General features: G+C 70.6%; 21 protein-coding genes. 5 read left to right on the top strand and 16 right to left on the bottom strand.

Annotated elements, in window-relative coordinates:
• Positions 1-269 precede the first annotated feature (269 nt).
• On the top strand, positions 270-596 hold the full coding sequence (locus AB0J58_RS19475) for a hypothetical protein (protein WP_364217412.1): 327 nt from the start codon (positions 270-272) through the stop codon (positions 594-596).
• 342 nt (positions 597-938) lie between these two features.
• A complete protein-coding gene (locus tag AB0J58_RS19470) occupies positions 939-1,529 on the top strand; it encodes a hypothetical protein (RefSeq protein ID WP_364217410.1) in 591 nt (196 codons plus the stop codon).
• Positions 1,530-1,818: 289 nt separating this feature from the next.
• On the opposite strand, the gene AB0J58_RS19465 is transcribed toward AB0J58_RS19470, so the two are convergent.
• The 5 genes from AB0J58_RS19465 to AB0J58_RS19445 all read right to left on the bottom strand — a co-directional run bounded on the left by AB0J58_RS19465 (position 1,819) and on the right by AB0J58_RS19445 (position 4,177).
• Complete coding sequence (locus AB0J58_RS19465; RefSeq protein WP_364217408.1) at positions 1,819-1,944, bottom strand: hypothetical protein; 126 nt, start codon at positions 1,942-1,944, stop codon at positions 1,819-1,821.
• 105 nt (positions 1,945-2,049) lie between these two features.
• Positions 2,050-2,253: a DUF397 domain-containing protein gene (locus AB0J58_RS19460; RefSeq protein WP_364217406.1), complete on the bottom strand. Its 204-nt coding sequence runs from the start codon at positions 2,251-2,253 to the stop codon at positions 2,050-2,052.
• A gap of 53 nt (positions 2,254-2,306) precedes the next feature.
• Positions 2,307-2,510, bottom strand: coding sequence for a DUF397 domain-containing protein (locus AB0J58_RS19455; RefSeq protein ID WP_364217404.1), 204 nt, complete (start codon positions 2,508-2,510; stop codon positions 2,307-2,309).
• A gap of 8 nt (positions 2,511-2,518) precedes the next feature.
• Positions 2,519-3,364: a helix-turn-helix transcriptional regulator gene (locus AB0J58_RS19450; RefSeq protein ID WP_364217402.1), complete on the bottom strand. Its 846-nt coding sequence runs from the start codon at positions 3,362-3,364 to the stop codon at positions 2,519-2,521.
• Positions 3,365-4,000: 636 nt separating this feature from the next.
• Positions 4,001-4,177 carry a hypothetical protein gene (locus AB0J58_RS19445; protein WP_364217400.1) on the bottom strand — a complete coding sequence of 59 codons (177 nt, stop codon included), beginning with the start codon at positions 4,175-4,177 and terminating at the stop codon, positions 4,001-4,003.
• A gap of 420 nt (positions 4,178-4,597) precedes the next feature.
• Here AB0J58_RS19445 and AB0J58_RS19440 point away from each other — a divergent pair, with 420 nt between their 5' ends.
• Positions 4,598-5,206, top strand: a complete 609-nt coding sequence (locus tag AB0J58_RS19440; RefSeq protein ID WP_364217398.1) for an ATP-binding protein — start codon at positions 4,598-4,600, stop codon at positions 5,204-5,206.
• A gap of 154 nt (positions 5,207-5,360) precedes the next feature.
• Here AB0J58_RS19440 and AB0J58_RS19435 read toward each other — a convergent pair whose 3' ends face one another.
• The 8 genes from AB0J58_RS19435 to AB0J58_RS19400 form a co-directional block, all read right to left on the bottom strand.
• Complete coding sequence (locus AB0J58_RS19435) at positions 5,361-6,251, bottom strand: ABC transporter substrate-binding protein (RefSeq protein ID WP_364217396.1); 891 nt, start codon at positions 6,249-6,251, stop codon at positions 5,361-5,363.
• Positions 6,251-7,363 (bottom strand): LLM class flavin-dependent oxidoreductase, encoded by a 1,113-nt coding sequence (locus tag AB0J58_RS19430; protein ID WP_364217394.1) that lies wholly within the window; start codon positions 7,361-7,363, stop codon positions 6,251-6,253. Before AB0J58_RS19430 ends, AB0J58_RS19435 begins: the two co-directional genes overlap by 1 nt.
• Complete coding sequence (locus AB0J58_RS19425; RefSeq protein WP_364217392.1) at positions 7,353-8,300, bottom strand: LLM class flavin-dependent oxidoreductase; 948 nt, start codon at positions 8,298-8,300, stop codon at positions 7,353-7,355. Before AB0J58_RS19425 ends, AB0J58_RS19430 begins: the two co-directional genes overlap by 11 nt.
• A 72-nt stretch (positions 8,301-8,372) precedes the next feature.
• Entirely contained in the window at positions 8,373-9,842 is a 1,470-nt protein-coding gene (locus tag AB0J58_RS19420) for a hypothetical protein (protein ID WP_364217390.1), read from the bottom strand.
• Positions 9,839-10,561, bottom strand: coding sequence for an ABC transporter ATP-binding protein (locus AB0J58_RS19415; RefSeq protein ID WP_355554536.1), 723 nt, complete (start codon positions 10,559-10,561; stop codon positions 9,839-9,841). The genes AB0J58_RS19420 and AB0J58_RS19415 overlap by 4 nt, the downstream gene beginning before the upstream one ends.
• Positions 10,558-11,391 carry an ABC transporter permease gene (locus tag AB0J58_RS19410; RefSeq protein ID WP_364217388.1) on the bottom strand — a complete coding sequence of 278 codons (834 nt, stop codon included), beginning with the start codon at positions 11,389-11,391 and terminating at the stop codon, positions 10,558-10,560. The genes AB0J58_RS19415 and AB0J58_RS19410 overlap by 4 nt, the downstream gene beginning before the upstream one ends.
• Positions 11,388-12,404 carry an ABC transporter substrate-binding protein gene (locus AB0J58_RS19405; RefSeq protein ID WP_364217386.1) on the bottom strand — a complete coding sequence of 339 codons (1,017 nt, stop codon included), beginning with the start codon at positions 12,402-12,404 and terminating at the stop codon, positions 11,388-11,390. The genes AB0J58_RS19410 and AB0J58_RS19405 overlap by 4 nt, the downstream gene beginning before the upstream one ends.
• Positions 12,397-13,386 (bottom strand): ABC transporter substrate-binding protein, encoded by a 990-nt coding sequence (locus AB0J58_RS19400; RefSeq protein ID WP_364217384.1) that lies wholly within the window; start codon positions 13,384-13,386, stop codon positions 12,397-12,399. Before AB0J58_RS19400 ends, AB0J58_RS19405 begins: the two co-directional genes overlap by 8 nt.
• A gap of 126 nt (positions 13,387-13,512) precedes the next feature.
• On the opposite strand from AB0J58_RS19400, the gene AB0J58_RS19395 reads away from it, so the two are divergent.
• Entirely contained in the window at positions 13,513-14,289 is a 777-nt protein-coding gene (locus AB0J58_RS19395; protein ID WP_364217382.1) for an IclR family transcriptional regulator, read from the top strand.
• Positions 14,290-14,445: 156 nt separating this feature from the next.
• The gene (locus AB0J58_RS19390) at positions 14,446-17,667 is read left to right on the top strand and encodes a penicillin acylase family protein (RefSeq protein WP_364217380.1); all 3,222 of its coding nucleotides are present in this window, start codon (positions 14,446-14,448) and stop codon (positions 17,665-17,667) included.
• A gap of 66 nt (positions 17,668-17,733) precedes the next feature.
• On the opposite strand, the gene AB0J58_RS19385 is transcribed toward AB0J58_RS19390, so the two are convergent.
• Genes AB0J58_RS19385 through AB0J58_RS19375 form a run of 3 tightly spaced genes read right to left on the bottom strand, consistent with a single transcriptional unit; the run spans position 17,734 to position 22,135 of the window.
• Positions 17,734-19,290, bottom strand: coding sequence for an IucA/IucC family protein (locus tag AB0J58_RS19385; RefSeq protein ID WP_364217378.1), 1,557 nt, complete (start codon positions 19,288-19,290; stop codon positions 17,734-17,736).
• Complete coding sequence (locus tag AB0J58_RS19380) at positions 19,287-20,981, bottom strand: IucA/IucC family protein (protein WP_364217376.1); 1,695 nt, start codon at positions 20,979-20,981, stop codon at positions 19,287-19,289. The genes AB0J58_RS19385 and AB0J58_RS19380 overlap by 4 nt, the downstream gene beginning before the upstream one ends.
• Positions 20,978-22,135, bottom strand: a complete 1,158-nt coding sequence (locus tag AB0J58_RS19375; protein ID WP_364217374.1) for a siderophore biosynthesis protein — start codon at positions 22,133-22,135, stop codon at positions 20,978-20,980. Before AB0J58_RS19375 ends, AB0J58_RS19380 begins: the two co-directional genes overlap by 4 nt.
• Positions 22,136-22,296 lie beyond the last annotated feature (161 nt).

Raw genomic sequence — 22,296 nt, 5'->3', positions numbered from 1 at the left:
CGTTCTTTGGTCCAACTTTTTCCGGCCATCCAGCGGATCGCCGTTCCGGCCGCCGGATTCGACAATGGCCGGTGAGACGTCTCCGAACCTTGACCGGGCTTTTCCGGGCCCGGAACACCTGCTCCCCGTCGCAGGCTTCCCGGTCAACGTTCGGTGAGGGGCCACTGGTCACACGGCCCGACATCGCTCATTCAAGATCGGAGGCTTATGTCTTGGCTACCTATAAGATTCCAGGGGTCCCCGGATTCCTGGCCGAAAATCCCGCGGATATGTCTGACATGCTGATGGCGGCCAAGGCCGAACGCTCCAACATGAACACGGCCACCAACGCCGACGCCCGCTGGTTTTTCCCCGGACGCCGGGCCGGGCAGCCGCTCTACCATCGCAGCCTCGCCGACCTGGTCCGCGGCCTCGGCGTCCCCGGCCGAGCCGCCCGCACCGTCGCCAGAGTCGGCAGGGCACAGGTGAGTCTGCACGGCTCGGCGCTGGTGTACAGCCCTCACCCCGGCAACGACCTATCCGGCGACCATAACCATCGACGACTACTGGTACGAGTGCACCCTGGGCGACCCAGTCAAACCCTGTCTTCCCGGTGATCCGACGGACACGTACATCAATGATGTGGACCTCACCGACAACTGGGACATGCACTACCGCGACCAGATGTGGGTCGGCAAGTCCTACGCCAGCAACATCGCCAAGCGCTGGCGCGCCTACATTCAGTTGCCGCTCCCCCAGGCAAGCGACCCGTTCCGGGACTCCACGATCCAGGCTGAACGGGGCTTACGACACCGCCTACAAGCACTACTGGAAGGCCTGCCATCAGAAGACCGATACCTACCCCCAGGACTGGCAGCTGATATGGCCGGTCGCCGTAGGTGACGGACTCGCTGCCCGTGGCGACCGGCATTATGTTCACAATTTCAACGGAGGACGACTTGGCATTCCAGCATCTGACGGAGCACTACGAGGGTCTCCTCCGGGCGCGTTCGGGCTGGTTGTCGGAGGGACTGGCCTGGACCGCCGTCCTGCCGGTCGACGGCCCGCTGTCGCTGGACGCGACGGTGTCCCGCCTGGTCGACGGCGAGCGGCCGCCGTTGATCGAACTAGAGGACGACGAGGCGTACGAGGAGGGCGCACTCCTGCTGGAACAAGCGGGGAACGCGACGATGATCGTCCAGACCTTCGGGAAGAACTATGTCTGGGAGTCGGATGTTCTCGGTCGGCTCAGCGTGAACGCGCGGGTCTGGCATGTGTCGTGGGAGGTGACAAGGAATTCCCGGCTGATCCACGCCGCACACGGGCGGGTTCTGGCCGAGGTCCCGCATCTGGACCCTGCCTACGTCAGGGGAGACGACCCCGCCGCCATCGAAGCCGAACTGGCGGCCTTGGGCCCGGTCGTCGAAGCGCCCTGGCCGGCCTCGCAGGCCATGGCCATGGCCGTCGTGGAGGGCCGCACCGGCGTGCGCCTGGACCAGGCCTGGTTTGAGCGTTCCCATCCGGCCGTCGTCGTCGACGAGCCCGAGTAGCCGCGCGACGCCAGAGGACCGGGAGGCGCGAGCGCACCTCCCGGCCCGCGAAAAACCCGCGTCATCACCGCAGGCCAGTATGTGTTCGAGCAGTGATCATTTAGTGCGGCGGACCCGTTTGAGCGGGCGAGGCCCAGGTCGCTGCGCAGGATGACCTTGGGTGATGCGCCGCGCCAGCAGGTTGATCACAGCCCGGCGGATCATTGCCTCACTGGTTGACGGGTGACGCTCATAATCATGAGCCGGCCGCTGATACGCCATCAGCCAGGCCCGGCGTCCGCTCCACCGATCACCGCCGGGGACGCGCCTGGAAGTCCCGCTGCCCGGCAGGCTTGCCGACGATGTACACGATGATGTCCAGCACCTGCCGCGCCCAGGCCACCAGCAGCCCGGCAAAGTCCTGATCGGCGAACACCGCCCGGCAATCGCCGCTCAGATATAGCCCCTCAGCGCTCTTGCGCCACTTCGGGTGATGGAGGTTGGGGTTTCCATCGGGTGGTTCCCTGCTGGGGTGTTCGAGTCAGCCGAGTTCGTTGTTCTTGATGCTGGTGATGAAGGTTCTCCAAGCATGGGGGGCGAAGTTGAGTGTGGGTCCGTTGGGGTTCTTGCTGTCTCGTACGGCTCGGCCGCCGCCAGTCAGGTTGGCCACCTCGACGCAGTTGTCGGTGTTGGCTCCGCTGAGGGTGCTCTTGTACCAGGTGAGGTTCTGGGCGCTTTGGTTCATATTTAATCCATGGGTGTCTCCAGATAATGGGCCAGCCCTGTTGGTTGTTCTGGTCAGTCGAATTTGCCGTTTTTGATGCCGTTGGTGAACGACCGCCACCCGTCGGGACTGAAGCTCAGCACGGGCCCGTTGGGGTCCTTGCTGTCCCGTACGGCCCGGCTGTCGTCAGATAGGTTCGCGACCTCGACGCAGTTGTCGTTGTTGGTTCCGCTGAGGGTGCTCTTGCGCCAGGTGAGATTGGGGGGGCTCTTGTCCACTTTTTCACCTATCCCTTGAGGTGCTCCACGAGCTTTGCCATGTGCCGGACCGATTCGTCTGGCGACAGGGCCAATCCCATCACATAGTCCAAAATAATGGTGTATCGCTGATACTCCAACGGCTGTTCGAGCCAGAGGCTTTCCGTCGCGGTCACGGTGTAGACGAGGCTCGGATCGTTGGGGAAATCCAGAGTGACGAACGACCCCTCCAGGGCGGGATGTGCGCCGGCCGAGTCGGGAACCACCTGGATGGTGATGTTCGGCCTGGCGGCCATCTCGATGAGGTGGCTGATCTGCTCACGCATCACCTCGGCACCACCGATCGACTTGCGCAGTGCGGCCTCGTCGATGAGCGCCAGCAGGGTTGGCGGGTTCTCCCGGAAGAGGATCTCCTGACGCAGGAGCCTCGCCTGGACGTGGCGATCGATGAGTGTCTCATCGAGGATCCGGGCGGCTCGCCACAGTGCTCTCACGTACCCCTCCGTCTGGAGCAGTCCCGGTACCAGCACGATTTCCCAGGTGCGGATGGAACTGGCACCCGCCTCGAAATCGGGCAGGCTGCTCCGGAAGACGTCCTGATACTTCTCCCACCAGCCGCGCTGACGTGACTCCCTGGCGAGGGTGATCATTGCCTCGCGCCGGTCCTCGTCGGTGATGCCGTACAGGTCGAGCAGTAGGCGAATGTCGTGGACGCTTGGGAGTCGCCACTCGTTGCGCTCCATCCTGGACACCTTTGACGCGTCCCACTCCAGCCGCCTGCCCGCCTCGGTCACCGAGAATCCGGCTTCCTTCCGGAGCTGTCGGAGCGTTTGGGAGAGTTTCCGACGTTTGACTGTGGGGCTGTTGCTTGTCATTTTTGGCCTCCTCTGTGAACTGCCGGTGACGGTTCTGTGGAACAAATCAGACAATTCATCTTGATTTTATCTACGCATTGTGATCCTCGCGTCACTGTGCCAGCATGCTAATGGGTTCGGGGCTGGACGGCGACCCCAATATGACAATGAGGGTTATTGTCCAAAATTTCTGCGCAAATATGTCCAGATTGCACTTTATTGAGTAATTGGCACTGCCTGCTGTCGGCTATGGCCACCGCCTGCTCCAGGTAGTCGCCAAAACGCATTCCCCCTTTTCCCCTGGCAGACCCGAAAAACGAGTCGAGGCCGCCACGGTGCGGCAAACACCGTGACGGCCTCTTGAACCGGACTCTGGAGGTCCAATTCCGTGCTCGATTTTACAAGAGCGATCCGGGTCATCCGGATGCGCTTCAGTGGTGACCGGCCGCCCGCCCCGTTGGGGTGTCGGTGGTGTGGGCATTCGCCGTACGCGCACGACGACCGGTGTCTGCCGCACCGGCAGGCGCATGCCTATGAGCGACCGACGCCCGCGCAGTTCCGGGCGCGGTTGCCGGAGTGGTGGCGGCTGGGGTTCGCGGGGCGGCTGTCCGGCTCGGCCCCGGTACGTCCGCCGGGGGAGACGCGGGCGGCACCCGATCAGGCCAGGCCCGCGGAGTCCGGATCGCTCTCGTCGTATGGGCGAGGCAGGCCGCCGGACGGCAGGCGGCGGTCGTACCCGGGCGCGCTGAGCTCCGGGAGGGCGGCGTGAGTGGGCGGCATCGGCGGGGAGGGCCCGTCGAGCAGCGAGGCCCACGGCAGTGGGACCGCGAGCAACGGGAGGTCGCGGCCCGGCTGGATCGGGCCGAGGCGGGCTGGACGGTCATGTACGGGGTGGGCGGGCGCCGGTTCTACGCCATCGCCGCCGGGCGAATCCCCGAGCCCCTGGTCGTCGAGGCGGGTACGGCCGAGGAGTTGTGCGCGCTGATGCGCGAGAGCGAGGCCATCGAATCGGCGACCACGCCGTCACCCACGACGCCGTCTGAAGCACGGACGATGCCGGAATCCCAGCGGCAAACGGAACCCCACCAGCGGACGGCATCTCACTGGCAAACGGAAACCTCCTGGGGGCGGGAACCCCACCGTCAACAGACGGACACTCATCAGCAGACGGAATCCCAGCAACAAACGGAACGCCCCTGGCAAACGGAAACCCACCGGCAGATGGAAACCCAGCGGCACGGGCAAGGAGATCTGATGATCACAGGCACCCCCGACGGGCTCCGGACCGTCTGCTGGGACATTCCCGGTGACCCGGCGACCGTCGGCGAGGCCCGCCGGATGACGCGGGACACCCTCGCCGGCTGGGGCCTGGCGCCCGAGTTCGCCGACGACGCCGTCCTGGTGGTCGGCGAGTTGGTGGCGAACGCCACGCTGTACGGCGAGGAGCCGATCCGGCTCTCGCTCTGGGGCATGCCCCAGGGGGTCTGCGTGCGGGTCACCGACCACGGCTCCGAACGGCCCCGCAAGCTCAGCCTGGGCGAGGACGCCTCGCACGGCCGGGGGCTCGCGATCGTGGAGGCGCTGGCCGACCGGTGGGGCGTCGTTCCGGTGCCGGGCGGGATCGGCAAGACGGTCTGGGCCGCCTGGGGGATCTCCCGCTCGGAGTCCGACGCGTTCCGCACCGTCGACTGCGCGGAGCTGGTTCCCTCCTCCGGAGTCCGTGAGGAGGCATCCATCACATCCCCCTGTGCCCCGGAAAAAGGGTCCAGTGCCCGAGCAGGGGCGTTCGTGCGGTCCTCCTCCGTCATCGAGGCGGTGTTCATGGCATCCGCCCGGTTCCGTGCAGGCGACCTGCTCCTCTGATGTCCGGTATGGACTGCGATCCCGCGGCCGAGAGACCGGGACCGCCAGGGCGGCCTTTCCGATGCTCAGAGCAGGTGGGGAAGGCCGCATCAGCCGGCCGGTGAGGCCGGCAGGGGCGAAGGTGATGTGCCGGCCGCGGGATCACGGCGGACGGTCAGCCCGTGACCAGCTTGCCGAGTTCGGGGAGTACCGCGTCGGTGACGGTGATCCTCTTCTCGATCAGCCCGTTGGCGTGGAAGAGGTCGGCGACGTGCTGCTGTTCGGCGACGAACTCCTCGCTGATCGGGTGCAGGCCCCACGGGCGAGTGCGCAGCGCGTGCTCCCAGGCGTCCAGGTCGCCGCCGTCGTCCTTGGCGAACAGCTCCGCCGCCGCGCGGGGATTCTGCCGGGTCCACTCGTCGGACTCCTGGAGCGCGGAGACGATCCTGGCCAGTTCCTCGGGCTGTTCGAGAGCGAAGTCACGGCGGGTGAACCAGAGCGAGCGGTGGCTGAACAGACCGTCGGTGGCGACCAGTTCCCGGACGGACGCCCGCTGCTCGACCCCGGTGAGGTAGGGGTAGGAGCCCACCCACGCGTCGACCTCGCCGGACAGGAACAGCTCGGCGGCGTTGTCGTAGACGTCGACCGGGACGATGTCGCTCCAGCCGAGGCCGACCCGCTCCAGGGCGAGCAGCAGCAGCGTGGTCTGCCACGAGCCGTGCCCGAGAGCGACCCTCTTGCCCTTCAGGTCCGCCAGGCTCCGGACCGGCGAGTCGTCGAGGACGACCAGGCGACCGTTCTCGATCCGGGGTTCGGAGATCGCGACGTAGACGACGTCGTGCCCCTTGGCCTGGGCGGTCACCGGGGGCGTGGCGCCGGTGCCGATGAAGTCGTAGCCGCCGTCGAACAGATGGTCGCTGTGCACCGATGGCAGCGCCCGGGTGGGGTCGACCCGCTCGCCGGCCGGCAGGGAGCGCAGGTTCACCCACTCCACGTCGGGAAGCCCCCGGTGGCGCAGCACCCAGAGCGAGTTGTTCTGGGGGAAATATCCGACTCGGCTGGTCATCAGGACCGTCCTTTCAGGAGGGGGAGCACGTGCGTGCCCACCCGATGGGCTTCTTCCAGGTGCGGGACTCCGGCGAGGATGAGGGCGTCCACGCCGAGCCCGATCAGTTCGTCGAGCCGTTCGGCGACCTGGTGGTAGTCGCCGACCAGGCCGAAGGCGGGGCCGTCGCGCAGCTCGCCGAACCCACCCCAGATGTTGGGCGAGACCTCCAGGTCGCGGAGGTCCCCGCCGGCCGAGGCGAGGAAGGACCGGCTGCGCCGCACGCCGACCGAGTCGCCGGAGCCGGACTCCCCGCCGGAGTCGCGGGGCACCCTGGCCGCCCAGCCCCGGCGGAGCTCGTCCCACGCCTCCTCCTCGGTCTCGCGGGCGAGCACGTCCACCCGGACCGCGAACTTCGGCGGGGTGTCGCTGTGCGCGCGGACCAGGTCGAACTTCTCCGCCAGCGCGGGGTACGGCTCCAGCCAGGACAGGTAGTGGTCGGCGTGCCGCCCGGCGGCGGCGATCGCGGCGGGGGAGGAGCCGGAGAAGAAGATCTCCGGGAACGGCTGCCCGGCCAGCTCCTCGGGCAGGCCCGCGTTCTCCACCTGGTAGAAGCGGCCGTGGTGGGTGTGGGAGCCGTGCCACACGCCCTTGAGCACGTCGAGGAACTCCGAGGTGCGCGCGTAGCGGTCGTCATGGTCGATCCGGTCGCCCCACCAGAGCTGCGCGGGTCCGCCGCCGCCGGAGATGACGTTGTACACCACCCGTCCGCCGGTGGCCCGCTGCAGGGTGGCGGTCATCCGGGCCGCCTGCACCGGGTGCAGGAACCCCGGCTGGAAGGCGATCATGAACCGGTAGGAGCGGGTCTCCCGGGCCAGGGTGGCCGCCGCGGCCCATGGGTCGTCGGTGTGCGGGAAGGACGGCAGCAACCCGCCGACGAAGCCGGAGTCCTCGGCCGCCCTGGCCACCTCGGCCATGTAGTCGACGTGGCTGTAGCCGTCGGGGGCGCCGTCCCTGACTCCCGGCGCGAGGGCGCCCGGCAGGTCGGCGAAGCCGCCGCGGCTGCCGCCCCTGCGGCGCAGCGAGGGCTGGTCGCCCTCCATGTGGATGCGCCAGTAGATGTCAACCGACATGGGTGCTCTCCTTCAGCAGCGGCAGCAGGTGCTCGCCCAGCCGGTAGGTCTCCTCAGGGCGCGGCCCGGCCTCAAGGAAGAACTCCGAGACGCCCCGGTCGGCGTACTCCCCGATCGCGGCGGCCACGGCGGCGTAGCAGCCGGTCAGCCCGGTGAAGCCGGTACGGCGGGCCGCCGCCAGCGCCTCGTCGTCGTCCTCGCGGGCCAGCACCGGCAGCCGCAGACCGTACGCCGGTCCGGGCAACCGCTCGGTCAGGGTCTCCAGGTCGTCCTGCGGTGAGAAGACGTGCACGTCGGCATGGCGGGCGGAGAGCTCAAGCGCCTCCGGCGAGGTGCCGCCGAGGTAGACGGTCGGGAAGACCCGTCCGGAGAGCGGGGCCGCGAAGCCGCCCCCGGCCACCTGGTAGAAGCGGCCCCGGTACTCGAAGTCCCCCTGCCAGACACCCTTGGCGACGGTGAGGAACTCCTCGGCCCGCGCGTACCGGTCGGCTCCGCTGAGGAAGTCCCCCTGGGCCCTGGCCACCGCGGGATCGAGGTCCACCGCGAGCCGCCAGCCGAGCCGGTCGGCGGAGAAGCGCTGCAGCGAGGCCGAGAACTTGGCCAGGTAGACCGGGGTGGCGATGCCCGGGGGGAACTCCGCGATCACCCGCAGGTGGCGTGAGTCGCGCAGCACCCCGGCGGCCAGCACCAGCGACTCCTGCCCCTCCGGATCGAAGGGCACCAGCGCGCCGGACAGCCCCGCCAGCTCGGCGGCCCGGCCCGCCGGTCCCGCCGGATCTGAACGGGCAGGCCGTACGTCGGTGACGAAGCCGGGCAGCACCGGCCGGGCGGCGCTCCGGGTGGGCAGCGTGACGTTGAACCTGGCCATCACGCCACCGCGCCGGGCGGAACGTCGTGCGTCCGTGTCGCCGTGCGGGGTGGAACGTCGTGTGCCCATGCCACTGTGCCGGGGCGCCGTGCTGCGTGGAAGCGTTCTCGCGGACTGGCCGGAATCGATGGGACAGCCATGTCAGATCTTTCCTAGAGGCTCGGCGGAGACGGGAAAAGGCAGCGCGGGGAGGGTGAACTCCTGCCCGGTCTCCTTCAGGAACTCGGGCGGCGGCGGGTAGCGCGGGGGAGTCGCGTCGGCGGGCAGCAGGCTGTGCCAGGGCTCCCGCGCGTCGAACTCGTCCCGGATCGCCGCCAGCGTCTCCGGCTGCTCGACCAGGGCGACCGCGGTGGCCGCCAGGTAGCGGGCGGCGGCCAGCAACCCCTGGTGGGCGATGTTCGTGCCGGTCGACGCAGTGGCCGCCCAGGAGTGGAGCGGTACGCCGAGCGGCACCACGGGCGCGACCAGGCTGAGGTGCGGGGCCTGCCAGCCGACCTCGGAGGTGTCGCTGGACGGGCCGCCGAGGTCGGTCTCCGGCGGCGGGGTGAGCGGTGCGATCCCGGTCGCGAGCCCGATCCGCGGCCGGCCGATCGCGGCCTGTAGGCGGAGGGCGAACTCGTGGTCTGAGTCGGTGAACCGGGCGGGACCCAGCTCGGACATAGTGTGATGCAGCAGCTCGGCCCCGGCCCGGTTGCCGAGCCCTTGCCGGATCGCGGTCACCAGACGGTGCTCCAGCCGGGTCCGGCCGGCCGTGGCGGCTGCCCCGGCGCACTCGACGACCTTGTCGTACAGGGTCCTGGCGCGTTCGTGGGTCGCCTCGCGGACGTAGACCCAGACCGTCTGCACGTCGGGTGTCACGTTCGGGGCGCCACCCCCGCTGAGGGTGTAGCTCACTCGGCCGGACGGCGAGACGTTCGCGGCGCGCAGGTGTTCGATCATGGTGGTCAGCAGCAGGGCTCCGTCCAGGCCGCTCCTGGTGCCCAGCGGGTCGGACCCGTGCCCGGCCGAGCCGAGGAAGGTGAAGGTCCCGGAGATCAACGCGCTGGTGACGTCCCATCCGGTCGCCGTGACGGGTGCCGGATGCCAGTCCAGGAAGACGTCGAGCCCGTCGTAGGCGCCGTCGCGCACCGCGTACGCCTTGCCGACCAGCTGTTCCTCGCCGGTGGAGGCGAAGACCCGCACGGTCGCGCGGTCGCCGAGCGCGACGGCGGCGGCGGCGATGGCCGCGCCCGCCGACGCCGCCGCCAGCGCGTTGTGCCCGCAGCCGTGCCCCGGGCCGTACGCGGGGCCGTAGAGCGGGTCGCCCGCGTAACCGATCGGGTCGTGGTACGGCACGCCCGCGCGCTGGGACAGGCCGGGCAGCGCGTCGTACTCCACGTTGAACCCGAGCACGGGGCCGCGCCCGCCGCGGGTGGCGACGAAGGCCGCGGGGAATCCGGCGGTGCCCCACTCGATCGCGAAGCCGTACGAGCGGAGCAGGTCCGCGGTGGCCGATGCCGAGCGCCACTCGCGGAGCGACGATTCGGCGTACGACCAGATGGTGTCCGACAGGCCGGTCAGCACGGGCTCGTTCGCACCGATCCAGTTCAGCGCGGTCTTCTCCGTGCTCACCGCGCCACTCCCACGTGTCCGGGCTCCTTGGCGGAGACCCCGAGGTCGGCGAGCAGGCGGCGGCGGAGCGCCACGAAGTCGCCGTCCACCCGGTCGCGGGGGCGGTCCAGCTCGACGGTCAGGTCGGTGACGAACGCGCCCTCGCGGAGCACGACGATCCGGTCGGCGAGCAGGATGGCCTCCTCGACGTCGTGGGTGACCAGCACCACGGCGGGGCGGTGCCTGGCGCACAGTTCGGCGATCAGGTCCTGCATGTGCAGCCTGGTCAGCGCGTCGAGCGCGGCGAACGGCTCGTCGAGCAGCAGCAGCTCGGGCTCGCGGACCAGGGCGCGGGCCAGCGCGACCCGCTGCGCCTCGCCGCCGGACAGCGTCGCGGGCCAGGCGTCGGCGTGGCCGCTCAGGCCCACCTCGGCGAGTGCCGCCAGGCCCTTGGCGCGGGCGCCACGGCCCTGCCCGAGGATCACGTTGGCCAGCGCGCGCTTGGAGGGGATCAGCCGGGGCTCCTGGAAGACGACGGTCCGCACCGGCGGGACCAGCACGGTCCCGCTCGTGGCGGCGTCCAGCCCGGCGAGGATCCGCAGCAGCGTCGTCTTGCCGGTGCCGCTGGCACCGAGCAGCGCGAGGAACTCGCCGCGCCGTACCCGCAGGTCGATCCCGTCCAGTACGGCGCGGTCACCGAAGACCCTGCGCAGGCCCGTGGTCTGTACGGCCAGGCTCATCGGGCCGCCACCGCCTTCCGCCACGGCATGGTGAACCGCTCGGCCAGTCGGAGGATGACGTCGGCGGTCAGCCCGATCAGTGCGTAGAGGATGACGCAGAGGGCCAGGATGTCGGTGCGCAGATAGTCGGTGGCCCTGGCCATCAGGTACCCCAGACCGGCGGTGACGTTGATCTCCTCGGCGGCGATCAGCGCGACCACGCTGAGCGTGGTCGACAGCCGCAGCCCGGCGAAGATCGAGGGCAGCGCGCCCGGCAGCACCACCTCCCTGGCGAGAGCGAGGCGGCCGAGCCCGAACGAGCGGGCGGCCTCCACGACCTTGCGGTCGACGTTGCGCACCCCGCTGGAGACGTTGATGTACATCGGGAAGGTGCAGGCCACGCTGATCAGCAGGATCTTGGAGGTCTCCTCGATCCCGAACCAGACCATGAACAGCGAGGTCAGCGCCAGGAACGGGATGGCACGCAGCGCCTGCATGGAGGAGTCGAGAAGCTCCTCGCCGAGCCTGCTCAGCCCGGACAGCACCCCGATGACCAGCCCGGCGGAGGCGCCGAGCAGCAGGCCGAGGCCCGCGCGGGTGAGCGAGACACCCAGTGCCTCCTGCATCTGCCCGTCGGCCCACAGCTCGCCGAAGGTTTTGACCACGTCCTGCGGACCGGCCAGCACGTCAGGGGTGATCACTCCTGACGCGGTTCCCGCGTACCAGAGCCCGACGAGCAGGGCCGGGCCGAGGACGCGCAGGGCCAGGCTCGCCGCCGGATGGCGGCCGGTGTTCCTGGGCGGGTCTGGCGGGACGAGCCCCGCCGTTTCCTGTCCGGTCAGGACCGTCATGAGGCCGCGTCCGGCAGTGAGGTGACGTCGACGACGTACTGGGAGACGTCCAGCGGGGCGGTGAGGACCTTCTGGTCGAGGAAGAACTCGGCGACCTCCTGGTACTTGGCGATCTCGGCGGGGGTCACCGGCTGGGCGGGCTTGCCCTGCTTCTGGATCTGGACCACCAGGTCCTGCTGGGCGCCGGTCACGGCCTGTGGCCCGGCGGAGGTGAAGACGTTGAGGTAGGCCGCCGGGTCGGCGTTCTCCTTGGCGGTGCCCTCCTCGATGAACGCGTACAGCGCCTTCAGCACCTCGGGGTGCTTGTCGATCAGGGTGTTGGCGGCGACGTAGATGACGTAGTTGTCCGACTTGATCTCCGCTCCGCTGGCCAGGATGCGGGCGTCCAGGCTGGTCACGGCCGGGATGAGGAAGGTGGAGAAGGTCGACCAGGCGTCCACCTTGCCGGAGCCGAAGACCGGCGCCGTCTGCGGCGGGGCCAGGTAGACCCGCTTGACCTTCTCGACCGGCACGTTGAACGTCCGCAGCGCCTTGAGGAGCAGGTACTCGCTGGTGCCGCCGTGGCCGACCGCCACGGTGTGCCCGGCGAGGTCGGCCACGGACTTGATCGGGGAGTCCTTCTTGACCACGATTCCCTCGCCCGCGAGGTCAGGCGGGACGGTGGCGAAGATCTTGAAGCTGGGCTTGACGGCCAGCGCCGTGACGCCCGAGGTGATCGAGCCGACGGCGATGTCGAGCGACCCTGCGTTGATGGCCTGCGCCGCCGGAGCGAAGACGGAGAAGTCTCCGGCCCACTGGACCTTCGCGTTCACCTTGGCCAGGGCGGCGTCGAGGCTGCCGTCCTTCTTCGCCACCGCCAGGAAGCCGCTGTTGCCCGGATCGGAGATCCGCACCACCACCGGCTCGGCCTTGGCATCCGGCGCGGCGGCGGCCGAGGTGTCCGCCGAGGGAGTGGAGCCGCACGCGACCAGCAGGGCGAGGGGGAGCGCGGCGGCCAGGGCGAGTCTACGCATGGGATTCTCCGTGGGATCGGGCATTGGCGAACGGGGTGTGGTCGGCCCAGGTGGCGACGTCCACCGCCGACTCCAGGAAGCCGTGGCCGCGCAGGAACCGCTCCTGCTCGGCGAGCAACTCCAGGCGCTCCGCGGACAGGTCGAGGTGGAGGGAGGCGCCGGAGTGGTAGGCGCCGGCCACCCCCGCCGAGCCCGCACCGGTCTCGGCGCCCAGGATCCTGGTGACGTCGGCCGGGTTGTCCGCGGCCCAGTCGGCCGCCCGCAGGAGCACCGCGAGGAACCGGGTGACCAGGTCGGGGCGCTCGTCGAGCAGCCGCTGGTGGACGGTGATGGGGCGCGGCGTCCCGTTGTTGATCCGCGCCCGCCGGTCGGGAACGGCGTCGAGGTCGACCGCCACCTCGGCGTTGTGGCGCAGGGCCGCCTCGACGGCGAGCGCGCCCTTGACATAGACCGCGTCGACCTCGCCGCGGGCCAGGGCGGCCAGCTCGGCCTCCCACTGCCCGCCGCCCGGGGTGGCCTCGACGTCCACCGGGTCCGCGTCGCCCAGGTCGAGTCCGGCCAGGGAGAGTGCACCCCGGAAGCCCTGTAGCGCCATGGCCCGCCAGAAGTCGATGGCGAGGCGGTGCCGGGGGACGGCCAGACGTAGACCCTTGAGCTGCTCCGGGCTCTCCAGATCACTGCCGCCGCGGACCAGGATGACCTGGCGCTCCTCGATCCAGGTCAGGCCGATGAGCCGGGTGGCCTCGCCGCGCGAGCGGGCCCAGAGCGCGGGGACGTTCCCGCCCTCGCGGAACAGGCCGGTCAGCTCGTGGGTGAAGTGGTGGTCGGCGGAGACGTCGGCCGTCGCGTCCTGCAGGGACCGGACGTCGATCCCGTCGGGTGCGAATTCCTGGGTGAGCCAGCCCCGGTCGGCGGCGACACCGGTCGCGGTGGGCACCGGACACCGGGTGAACCAGATCGTGTCTGGCGCAGCTGTGGTCATGCGAAAGAGTTTGCTAGTAAATTGGTAGGAAATGCAAAGTATGTCCCGCGATGCGGGAAACCTTTGCGCCGCTGACCGCTGCTACCTGCTCATATCCCTCCCCACCCGAGAGAAGGAGATTCCCGCATGACGGCATCGAGCCGCGTGGACGGTGTCCAGTCGGTCCTGCGGGCGGTCGGGATACTCAACTGCTTCCGTGAGGGCGAGCCCGCGCTGACCGTCTCGGAGCTCGCCCGGCGGACGGACCTGTCCACCTCCACCGCGCACCGGCTGGCCCGCAGCCTGCTCGACACCGGATTCCTGGAACAGGACACCGAGACCGCCTGCTACCGGCTGGGTCCTTCGATCACCGAACTCGGCCAGCTCTCCTTCCACCGGCGCGGCCTGCACAAGGTCGCCCCCGAGCTGGGGCAACTCGCCCGGGTCACCTCGGCCACCGTGGATCTGGCGGTCCGCAACGGCCCGCACGCGGTCATCCTGGCCGGGGGTTCCCTCAACCCCGACCGGGGAGTCGGCCTGCACCGCCCGCTCCACTCGACGGCGCTCGGCAAGGTCCTGCTCGCCTGGGCGCCGCCGGGGAACGGCGACCTCGCCGCGCTCGGCCCGCTCCAGGCCCAGACCCAGCGGACGATCATCGACCACGCCGCCCTCCGCGCCGAGCTGGACCAGGTGCGCCAGAGTGGCCACGCTCTCAACGACGGAGAGTCCTCGGAGGGCGTCCGCACCGTCGCGGTCCCCGTTCTGGACCGCGCCGACCGCGCCCGCTACGCCCTCGCCGTACGGGCGACGCCCCGGCTCATCAGCGACGCGCGAATTCCCTGGTTCGTCAAGCAGGCCCGCGCCTGCGCCCGCGTCCTGGAGGTGCTCCTGCTGCCTCCCGCCGAACGCCGCTGGCACTCGTGATCCGGCGGGCACGGCGCCCCGGTTTCAACCTGCCGCACTGACGGCGAGTCATGAACCGGCGCAGACGATTATCACACCGGCCATTGATCCGCCGTTGGTCCGGAACGTATGTTCCTAGCAACATCCGAGTACGCCTCATGTTTTAGGGATCCTCCTATGCGTGCACGTCTCAGGCGGACGATCACGGCGGCCCCCGCGCTGCTGCTGGTCCTCGCGCTGGCATCCCCCCTCGTACCCGCATCCGCATCGGCGTCCACCGTCCCGGCCGTGGTCGCGGCCGCCTATCCGCCCGACGACTACTGCCTCGGCGAGTGCGCGGACATCCTGCCCCCGGGCCAGAACGGCAACGCGACCCTGGCCGGGATCCTCGCCCACCAGTCACTGGGGACGAAGCCCAAGCACAGTGACGACCAGCTCGGCAAGTACGCCAACCTCCTCTCCGGCTACACCGGCCTGACCAACGACCAGATCGCCGGCTTCTTCAACGACGCCTCGTTCGGTGTCCCCGAGGGGCAGGTGGAGAGCACCGTCAGCCCCCGCTCGGACGTGACGATCGTCCGGGACAAGGCGACCGGCACCCCGCACATCACCGGGACCACCCGCGAGGGCACGATGTTCGGCGCCGGGTACGCAGGCGCGCAGAACCGCCTCTGGGTGATGGACCTGATGCGGCACGTCGGCCGGGGCGAGCTGACCTCGTTCGCCGGGGGCGCGCCGGGCAACCGGGAGCTGGAGCAGAGCGCCTGGCGCAACGCCCCGTACACCGAGGCGGACCTGCAGGCGCAGATCACCAGGCTGAGGAACGCGAGTCCCCGGGGCGCGCAGCTCTACACCGACGTCGAGCACTACATAGCCGGCGTCAACGCCTACATCGACACCTGCATGGCGAACCGGGACTGCCCCGGTGAGTACGTGCTGACCGGGCACATGGACGCGATCACCAACGCGGGCGGCCCGGTGAAGTTCACCATGACCGACCTGGTGGCGATCTCCGGTGTCATCGGCGGCCTGTTCGGCGGTGGCGGCGGCGCGGAGATGCAGTCCGCACTGGTCCGGGTCGCGTCCCGCGCCAAGTACGGCACGGCGGTCGGCGACCAGGTCTGGGCGGCGTTCCGCGCGCAGAACGACCCGGAGACGACGCTCACCCTGCACAACGGCCAGAGCTTCCCGTCCGGGGCCGCGCCCGCCGGGGCCACCGGGGTCGTCCTCCCCGACCCGTCCACCGCACCGGTGAACATCGTCGAGAACAAGAAGGGCTCGGCCACCACCCCGGCCTCGGCCCTGACCGCCAAGGGCATGCTGGACGGGCTGCTCGTCGACAACTCCCAGCCCGGCATGTCCAACGCCGTGGTGGTCTCGGCGGCCAAGTCGAAGACCGGGCACCCGGTCGCGGTGTTCGGCCCGCAGACCGGCTACTTCGCCCCCCAGCTGCTGATGCTCCAGGAGCTCTCCGGACCCGGCATCCGGGCGCGCGGCGCGGCCTTCGCCGGTCTCAACCTGTACGTGCTGCTCGGCCGGGGCACCGACTACGCCTGGAGCGCGACCTCCAGCGGCCAGGACATCACCGACACCTACGCCCTCCAGCTCTGCGAGCCCGGCGGCGGCGCGGCCACCGTCGCGTCGAACCACTACCTCTACCGGGGCGTCTGCACCGCGATGGAGACGCTGCGCAAGACCAACTCCTGGAAGCCCACGGTCGCCGACTCCACCCCCGCCGGCTCGTACGACCTGGTGATACAGCGCACCAAGTACGGGCTGGTGAGCTGGCGCGGCACGGTCGGCGGGCAGCCCACCGCCTTCACCGCGCTGCGGTCGACCTACCACCACGAGGTCGACTCGGCGATCGGCTTCCAGATGTTCAACGACCCGGCCACCATGGGCGACGCGACGGCCTTCAAGAACTCGGCCGCCACCATCGGCTTCGCGTTCAACTGGTTCTACGTCAACTCCACCGACTCGGCGTACTTCATGTCGGGCAACACCCCGGTCAGGTCCTCGGTCTCCGACCCGAACCTGCCGATGGTCGCCGACGCGGCCCACGAGTGGGCGGGCTACGACCCGGCGACCAACACCGCGACCTACACCGCCGCCGCCACCCACCCGCAGGCGGTCAACCAGGACTACTTCGTCAGCTGGAACAACAAGCAGGCCAAGGACTACGGCGCCGCGGACGGCAACTTCAGCTTCGGGCCGGTGCACCGGGCCGACCTGCTGGACGCCCCGGTCAAGGCGGCCCTGGCCGGAAGCGGCAAGCTCGACCGGGCCGGCACCGCGAAGATCATGGCCGAGGCCGGCGTGACCGACCTGCGGGGCAGGAAGGTGCTGCCCGACCTGCTCCGGGTGATCAACAGCGCCGCCGTCACCGACCCGGCCCTCGCCTCGGCGGTCACCAAGCTCTCCGCCTGGACCACCTCGGGCTCCAAGCGGCTGGAGACCTCGCAGGGCAGCAAGGCGTACGCCCATGCCGACGCGATCCGCGCGTTCGACGCGTGGTGGCCCAAGCTGGTCCGTGCGCAGTTCAAGCCGGGGCTGGGAGACGGCCTGTACCAGTCGCTGGTCAACACCCTGCAGATCAACGAGTCTCCCTCGGGTCTCCAGCAGGGCGACAGGTCCAGCCTGCCCACCTCCGCGAACGGGGCGCAGACGCACAAGGGCTCGGCCTTCCAGTACGGCTGGTGGGGCTATGTGAGCAAGGACGTCAGGAACGTGCTCGGTGACCAGGTCTCCGGCCCGCTGCCCGCCAAGTACTGCGGCGACGGCACGGTGGCGGGCTGCCGCACCGTCCTGCTGAACAGTCTGTCGGAGGCGCTCGCCGAGCCCGCGGCGACGACCTACCCGGGAGACGACGTGTGCGCGGCGGGCAACCAGTGGTGCGCCGACGCCGTCGAGCAGTCGCCGCTCGGCGGGATCACGCACTCGCTGATCTCCTGGCAGAACCGGCCGACCTACCAGCAGGTGCTGTCCTTCCCGGCCCGCCGGGGCGACGCGATCACCAACCTGGCGGAGGGGAGGGCGGCCAAGTCGTCGAGCAACCAGTCCTCCTCCTACCCGGCGAGCAGGGGCGTCGACGGCAACCCGACGACCCGCTGGTCGAGTTCGTCCAGCGACGACCAGTACCTCCAGGTCGACCTCGGTTCCGCCACGACCGTGGGCAGGGTCATCCTGCGCTGGGAGGCGGCCTACGGGGCCGCGTACTCGATACAGACCTCGACCGACGGCTCCACCTGGGCCACCGTCTACTCCACCACCACCGGAAACGGCGGTGTGGACAACGTGACGTTCACCCCGACCGCCGCCCGCCACGTCCGCATGCAGGGCGTCACGCGCGGGACGACGTACGGCTACTCCCTCTACGAGCTGGAGGTCTACCCCCGATAGGCACGCCCGGAGGATCCGGTTCCCCGCTGTCACGCCGGGAGCCGGATCCTCCGGGGCGGCACTCGCTCAGACCGCGGCCAGCGGGTTGGCGACCGGCACGTACCCTGCGGCGCGGTCCGCCGACCGCGCCCACCTGACCGACAGGTTGGCCTTGGCAGGCAGCGGCGCCCCCGCCAGCAGGTCCGACAGCGGCCGGGGCCACCCTCGCGACTCCGCGTACCCCGCCAGCACCTGCCCGGCCACCGCCCACAGCTCCCGTGCGGGCCCGGCCCCGGAAAGGGAGGCGGCGATCTCGGCGAGATGGTTGACCATCAGGCAGTAGACCACCCGGCTCCAGCCGGCCTCCGCGCCGTAGGTGAGGGCCTCGGCGACCCGGGCCGGCAGGCCGGACAGGTCGTGCCGTCCGGCGACGAGCTTCGTGCCCTCCATGTCGCGGAAGACCGCCTCCACCGGCAGTCCCTCCGCGTCCACCCCGATCAGCACGTTCTGCAGGTGAGGTTCGAGCACCACGCCGTGGCCGAGGTAGGCGTCGAGCACCGGCAGCGCCACCCGCTCCACGTACGCCCGCCACCAGCGCACCGGGTCGGCGGCCGGCACCTGCCGCCCGGCGGCCAGCGCGCCGCTCAGCAGGGGGGTCACCCCGGGCCTGCAGACCGACCACGGGCTGACCCGGACGATGACGCCGAGTCCCTCGAGCAGCCGGGTGCCCAGCCCGGCGGAGCGGTAGCCGGGCTCGGGCAGCCAGCGGGTGCCGGGGAAGGTCGCGGACAGCTCTGCGAACACCGGTCCGAGGCGGCGGCTCAGCTCGACCGCGCCCGCCAGCTCGTACCAGGAGTTCTTCCGCAGGCAGTTGGTGATCCGCACGTCCAGGCTGAACTTCAGGCACCGGTCGATCAACGGCTCGTAGACGGTACGGACCGACGAGGTGGGAACCGCCATTCGGGCGCCGTTCCCCAGATCGAGCAGCCGGCCGTCGGCCAGTGGTGCGGCCAGGTCGGCCGAGAGCAGCTCCAGCTGCCACGGGTGCGCGGGCAGCAGCGAGTAACCGGGCGGCGCCGCTCCCAGCGCGTCGAGCGAGCCGACCTCGCCCGCCTCCGCCAGCACGTCGTCCCTGACCCCGAGCAGTCGCAGCGGGAAGCTCGCGTGCGCCTCGGGCGCGTAGCGCAGCCAGCCCGCGCCGCCGCGTGCCTTCGGGCTGGGGTGGAACGGGTGCCCGAAGACCAGCGCCTGCTCCGAGGCCAGCCACGGGTCGGCGGGGGGAGGCGCGTCCCGCCGGGCCGCGAGCAGCGTCACCATGGCGTCCCTGCTCGCGGCCACCTGGGCGGCGAACTCGTCGTTGCCCTCACCGAGCTCGGCCTCCACCAGCCGGACGAGCCGGTCCGCCGAGAGCGGCTGCCAGGAGTCGTTCTCCAGCCACTCGGCCCGCCCCTCGAAGCGCAGCGCGAGCCCGCCGTGCGCGCGGGCCCGCAGCAGGGTGTCCGCGACACGCAACAGCACGTACGGCTCGTCGTGCCTGACCTGCCCGCGAGGTCCCGAGATCTCCCGCACGCAGCAGCGCAGCAGCGCCGCCAGTGAAGCCTCCTCGGCGACGGCTGCGGGGGAGTCGAGGGCGAGGCTGGTCATGGCGTCCTTCTGGTGGTCGCGGCCGGTGTGGCCTGGGGCTGCTGGCGTAGGTAGTTCGGCCCGCTCGTGCCGTAGAACTTGTTCACATCCCGCGCGCCGGTGCGCGCCTTGTCCACCAGGGTTCCGGCGGTGACCATCGACTTGCCGACGAGCCTGGCGGCGTCCAGGGTCCTGGCCCGCAGCAGCCGGGCCATCGGGTCCTCCCCGTACTCGTCGAGCGCTCCGGCGAGCGCGTCGCGGACCAGTTCGAAGGCCCGCGGCGACGGCAGCGCGCCGAACGCCACGGCGGCGGCCGCCAGGTGCAGGGTGATGGTCACGAACATGTCGGCGAGCGCGTGCGGGTCGTCGGTCAGCATCCGCGCGTCCGTGAAGTCCGGGACCGGGAGACCGGCGCCTCCCAGCAGGTCGGGTGAGGTCAGCAACCCGTCGTTGTCCTTGACGAGCAGCCGCATGACACCTTCGCCCGTGGTGTCGGTGTCGAACACCAGCGAGAGGTTCTGCTGGTGGGCCTCCAGCGCGGTGCCGTACCTGACGAAGAGCCGCACGTGGAAGCGGAACAGCACCCGCAGGTACCGGGCGAGCAGAGCGGCGACGTCCCCGCCGAACCGTCGTCCGGCGAGACCCTCCACGACCAGACCGCCTCCGGGCAGCGGCGCCGCCAGCGCCGCGACGGGGACCACCTCCCCGGCGGGCTGGCGGCGCAGCAGCCAGCCCAGATACTCGTGCCCGGCGTGCCCGTACGTCTGCTCGTCGGCCAGCAGCACCTCGGGATCGGGCATGGCCCGCAGCAGCAGTTCGGCCCGCGCCCCGTCGGCCAGCGTGCCGGGCTTGATCGACCTGCGGTTGCGCAGCCCGAGGGTGCTGGTGGTCAGCGGCAGCTTCAGGTGCGTGCCCGGAGCGATCTCGACGGTGCGCATCGACAGCGTGGGCCTGACCCTCAGATACGGCCGAGGGGCCACGGTCGCCCACGGGATCTCCTCGACGCGGGGGACCGTCAGCGGGTGCACGGGGAACAGCGCGTGCGTCTCGGCCAGACCCCCCGCCAGCCCGACGGCGCGGAACCCGGGTGCCCCCGGCAGCTCGGCCCCGGTGAGCCGCTCCCGGGGAACCGCGGCCCAGCGCAGCTCGAAGGCGGGCGCGAACTCCGGCGCGTACGCGGTCAGCTCCTCGTCGGACAGGCCGATCCGGCACCGGGCCGTCGGATAGACGGGGTGATCGACGAACGCGGCCAGCGTCTCGTACCACACGCTGTCGCGTCCGCCACCGGTTTCCGCCGTGCCCGTGGTGGCGGGGTGCGCGGTGGCGGCCAGTCTGGTGAGCACCTCTTCGCGGTGGAGGTCGTGGAGGTCGAGGGCGCGCAGCGCCTCGTGGCACTCCCTGGTGAACGACTCGACCCCGGCCGCGTCGGCGGGGTCGGAGACCTCCCGCAGCGTGTGCAGGACCTCCCGCAGCCAGAGCGCCTCCTGCGGGGCCGCGACGAAGTCCTGGAACAGCGAGCCGGGGACCAGCCGCACCCGCCTGCCCCCGGGCAGGACCAGCGCGACGCCGTCCTTGCCGTGGGTCACCCGCCTGGCCAGGCCACCGTAGTCCTCGCGCAGCAGCGCGTTCAGCACCCGGACGGCGAGATACGACTCCCGCCCGCGCACCGAACCTCCGCCGATCCCGGAGCCGTCCACGGGTCCTCGGCTCACGCGATCACCCACGGGTTCTCCGCTCTGAAGGCCGCGACGGCGGCGTCCACGCCCGCCCGGTCGGGCCCGGTCGCGCGGACGATGCCCAGATAGTCGCGGTTGGTGTTGCTCCGGTCGATCCGGTCGCCCACGGCGCGCAGCGGCCGGTGCCAGATCCGGACCGGGTCACCGGCGGTGGGGAGGACGGTCCCGGGAGCCTCCACCACGGTCCCCGAGCGATCGGCGACCAGGCTCAGCGCGGTCCCATGCCCCCGCACCGGGGCGAGGTCCGCCGGCCCCATTCCGAGATGTGTGCCGAGGACGAGCTCGAACAGGGGTGCCTGGAGCAGGCTGGCCAGCAGGAAGTCGCAGTGGTCGCCGATCACCCGGTAGTTGACCTCGACGATCCGTGGTCCGGCCGGGGTCATCACGTACTCGGTGTGGCAGGCCCCGAACCCCACCCGGAGTGCCTCCAGGGCCCGCAGCACGTGGTCGCGGCCGGGAGGCGGCTCCCAGTCGAGCCGTTCCTCCACGAAGTACGGCAGCGGTCCGAGAGTGGTGCGGAAACCGCCGAGCACCCTGATCCGCTCGCCGTCGCCGAGCGTCTCCATCGTGTGCAGGGGGCCGTCGAGATACTCCTCCACGACCAGCGTCTCCGCCGGCCGCCTGCCCCTGATGGACAGCACGGCCGCCGCGAGCTCGTCCGCGTCATGGACCAGCACGACGTCCTCGCTGGCCACGCCCTCGCGCGGTTTCACGACCGCGGGAAAGGGCACGTCCGCGGCCGGCGGATCGGCTGGTGCCAGCCGCGCGGCACGGACGGTCTCGACCCCGGCCGCGGCCAGCCGCCGCCGGGTGAGCGCCTTGTTCTTGGTGTCGACACAGGCCCGCCAGTCCTTGCCGGGGAGTCCGAAGTAGGCGGCGGCGAGCGCGGTCTCCGCCTGGATGTGGTCGGAGTTCGAGAAGATCGCGTCCGGGACGCGGTGGTGCGCGACGGTGTCGATCACCGCCCGCGCGTCGCGCACGTCGCAACGGAGCACCTCCGCTCCGTGGTCGCGGTACTGTTCCGGCCGGTCGGTGAGGATCGTGACCTCGCACCCGAGTGCGCGTGCCGCCGGGAGGAAGCCGTCGGTGACCGAGTCTGTCGGTTTCAGCGCGGTGAGGTACAGCCGCAATGCAGGGACCCCCGATATCAGGTAAGGCTAACCTAACTCGGTGCATCCTAGCGGGACGGAGATCATCGCGCCGGGATGATCGGTCTATTGACCGTATATGTCCGTGTCATCAAAAGATGGGGTCTTTTCTGGATGGCCTCCGGCCAGGGGTGACGCCGTCG

It is taken from the genome of Streptosporangium sp. NPDC049644, from assembly GCF_040675205.1.
Classification (GTDB): domain Bacteria; phylum Actinomycetota; class Actinomycetes; order Streptosporangiales; family Streptosporangiaceae; genus Streptosporangium; species Streptosporangium fukuiense.
Note: the sequence above shows the minus strand (reverse complement) of the source record. Positions and strands in the feature narration are given on the sequence as shown.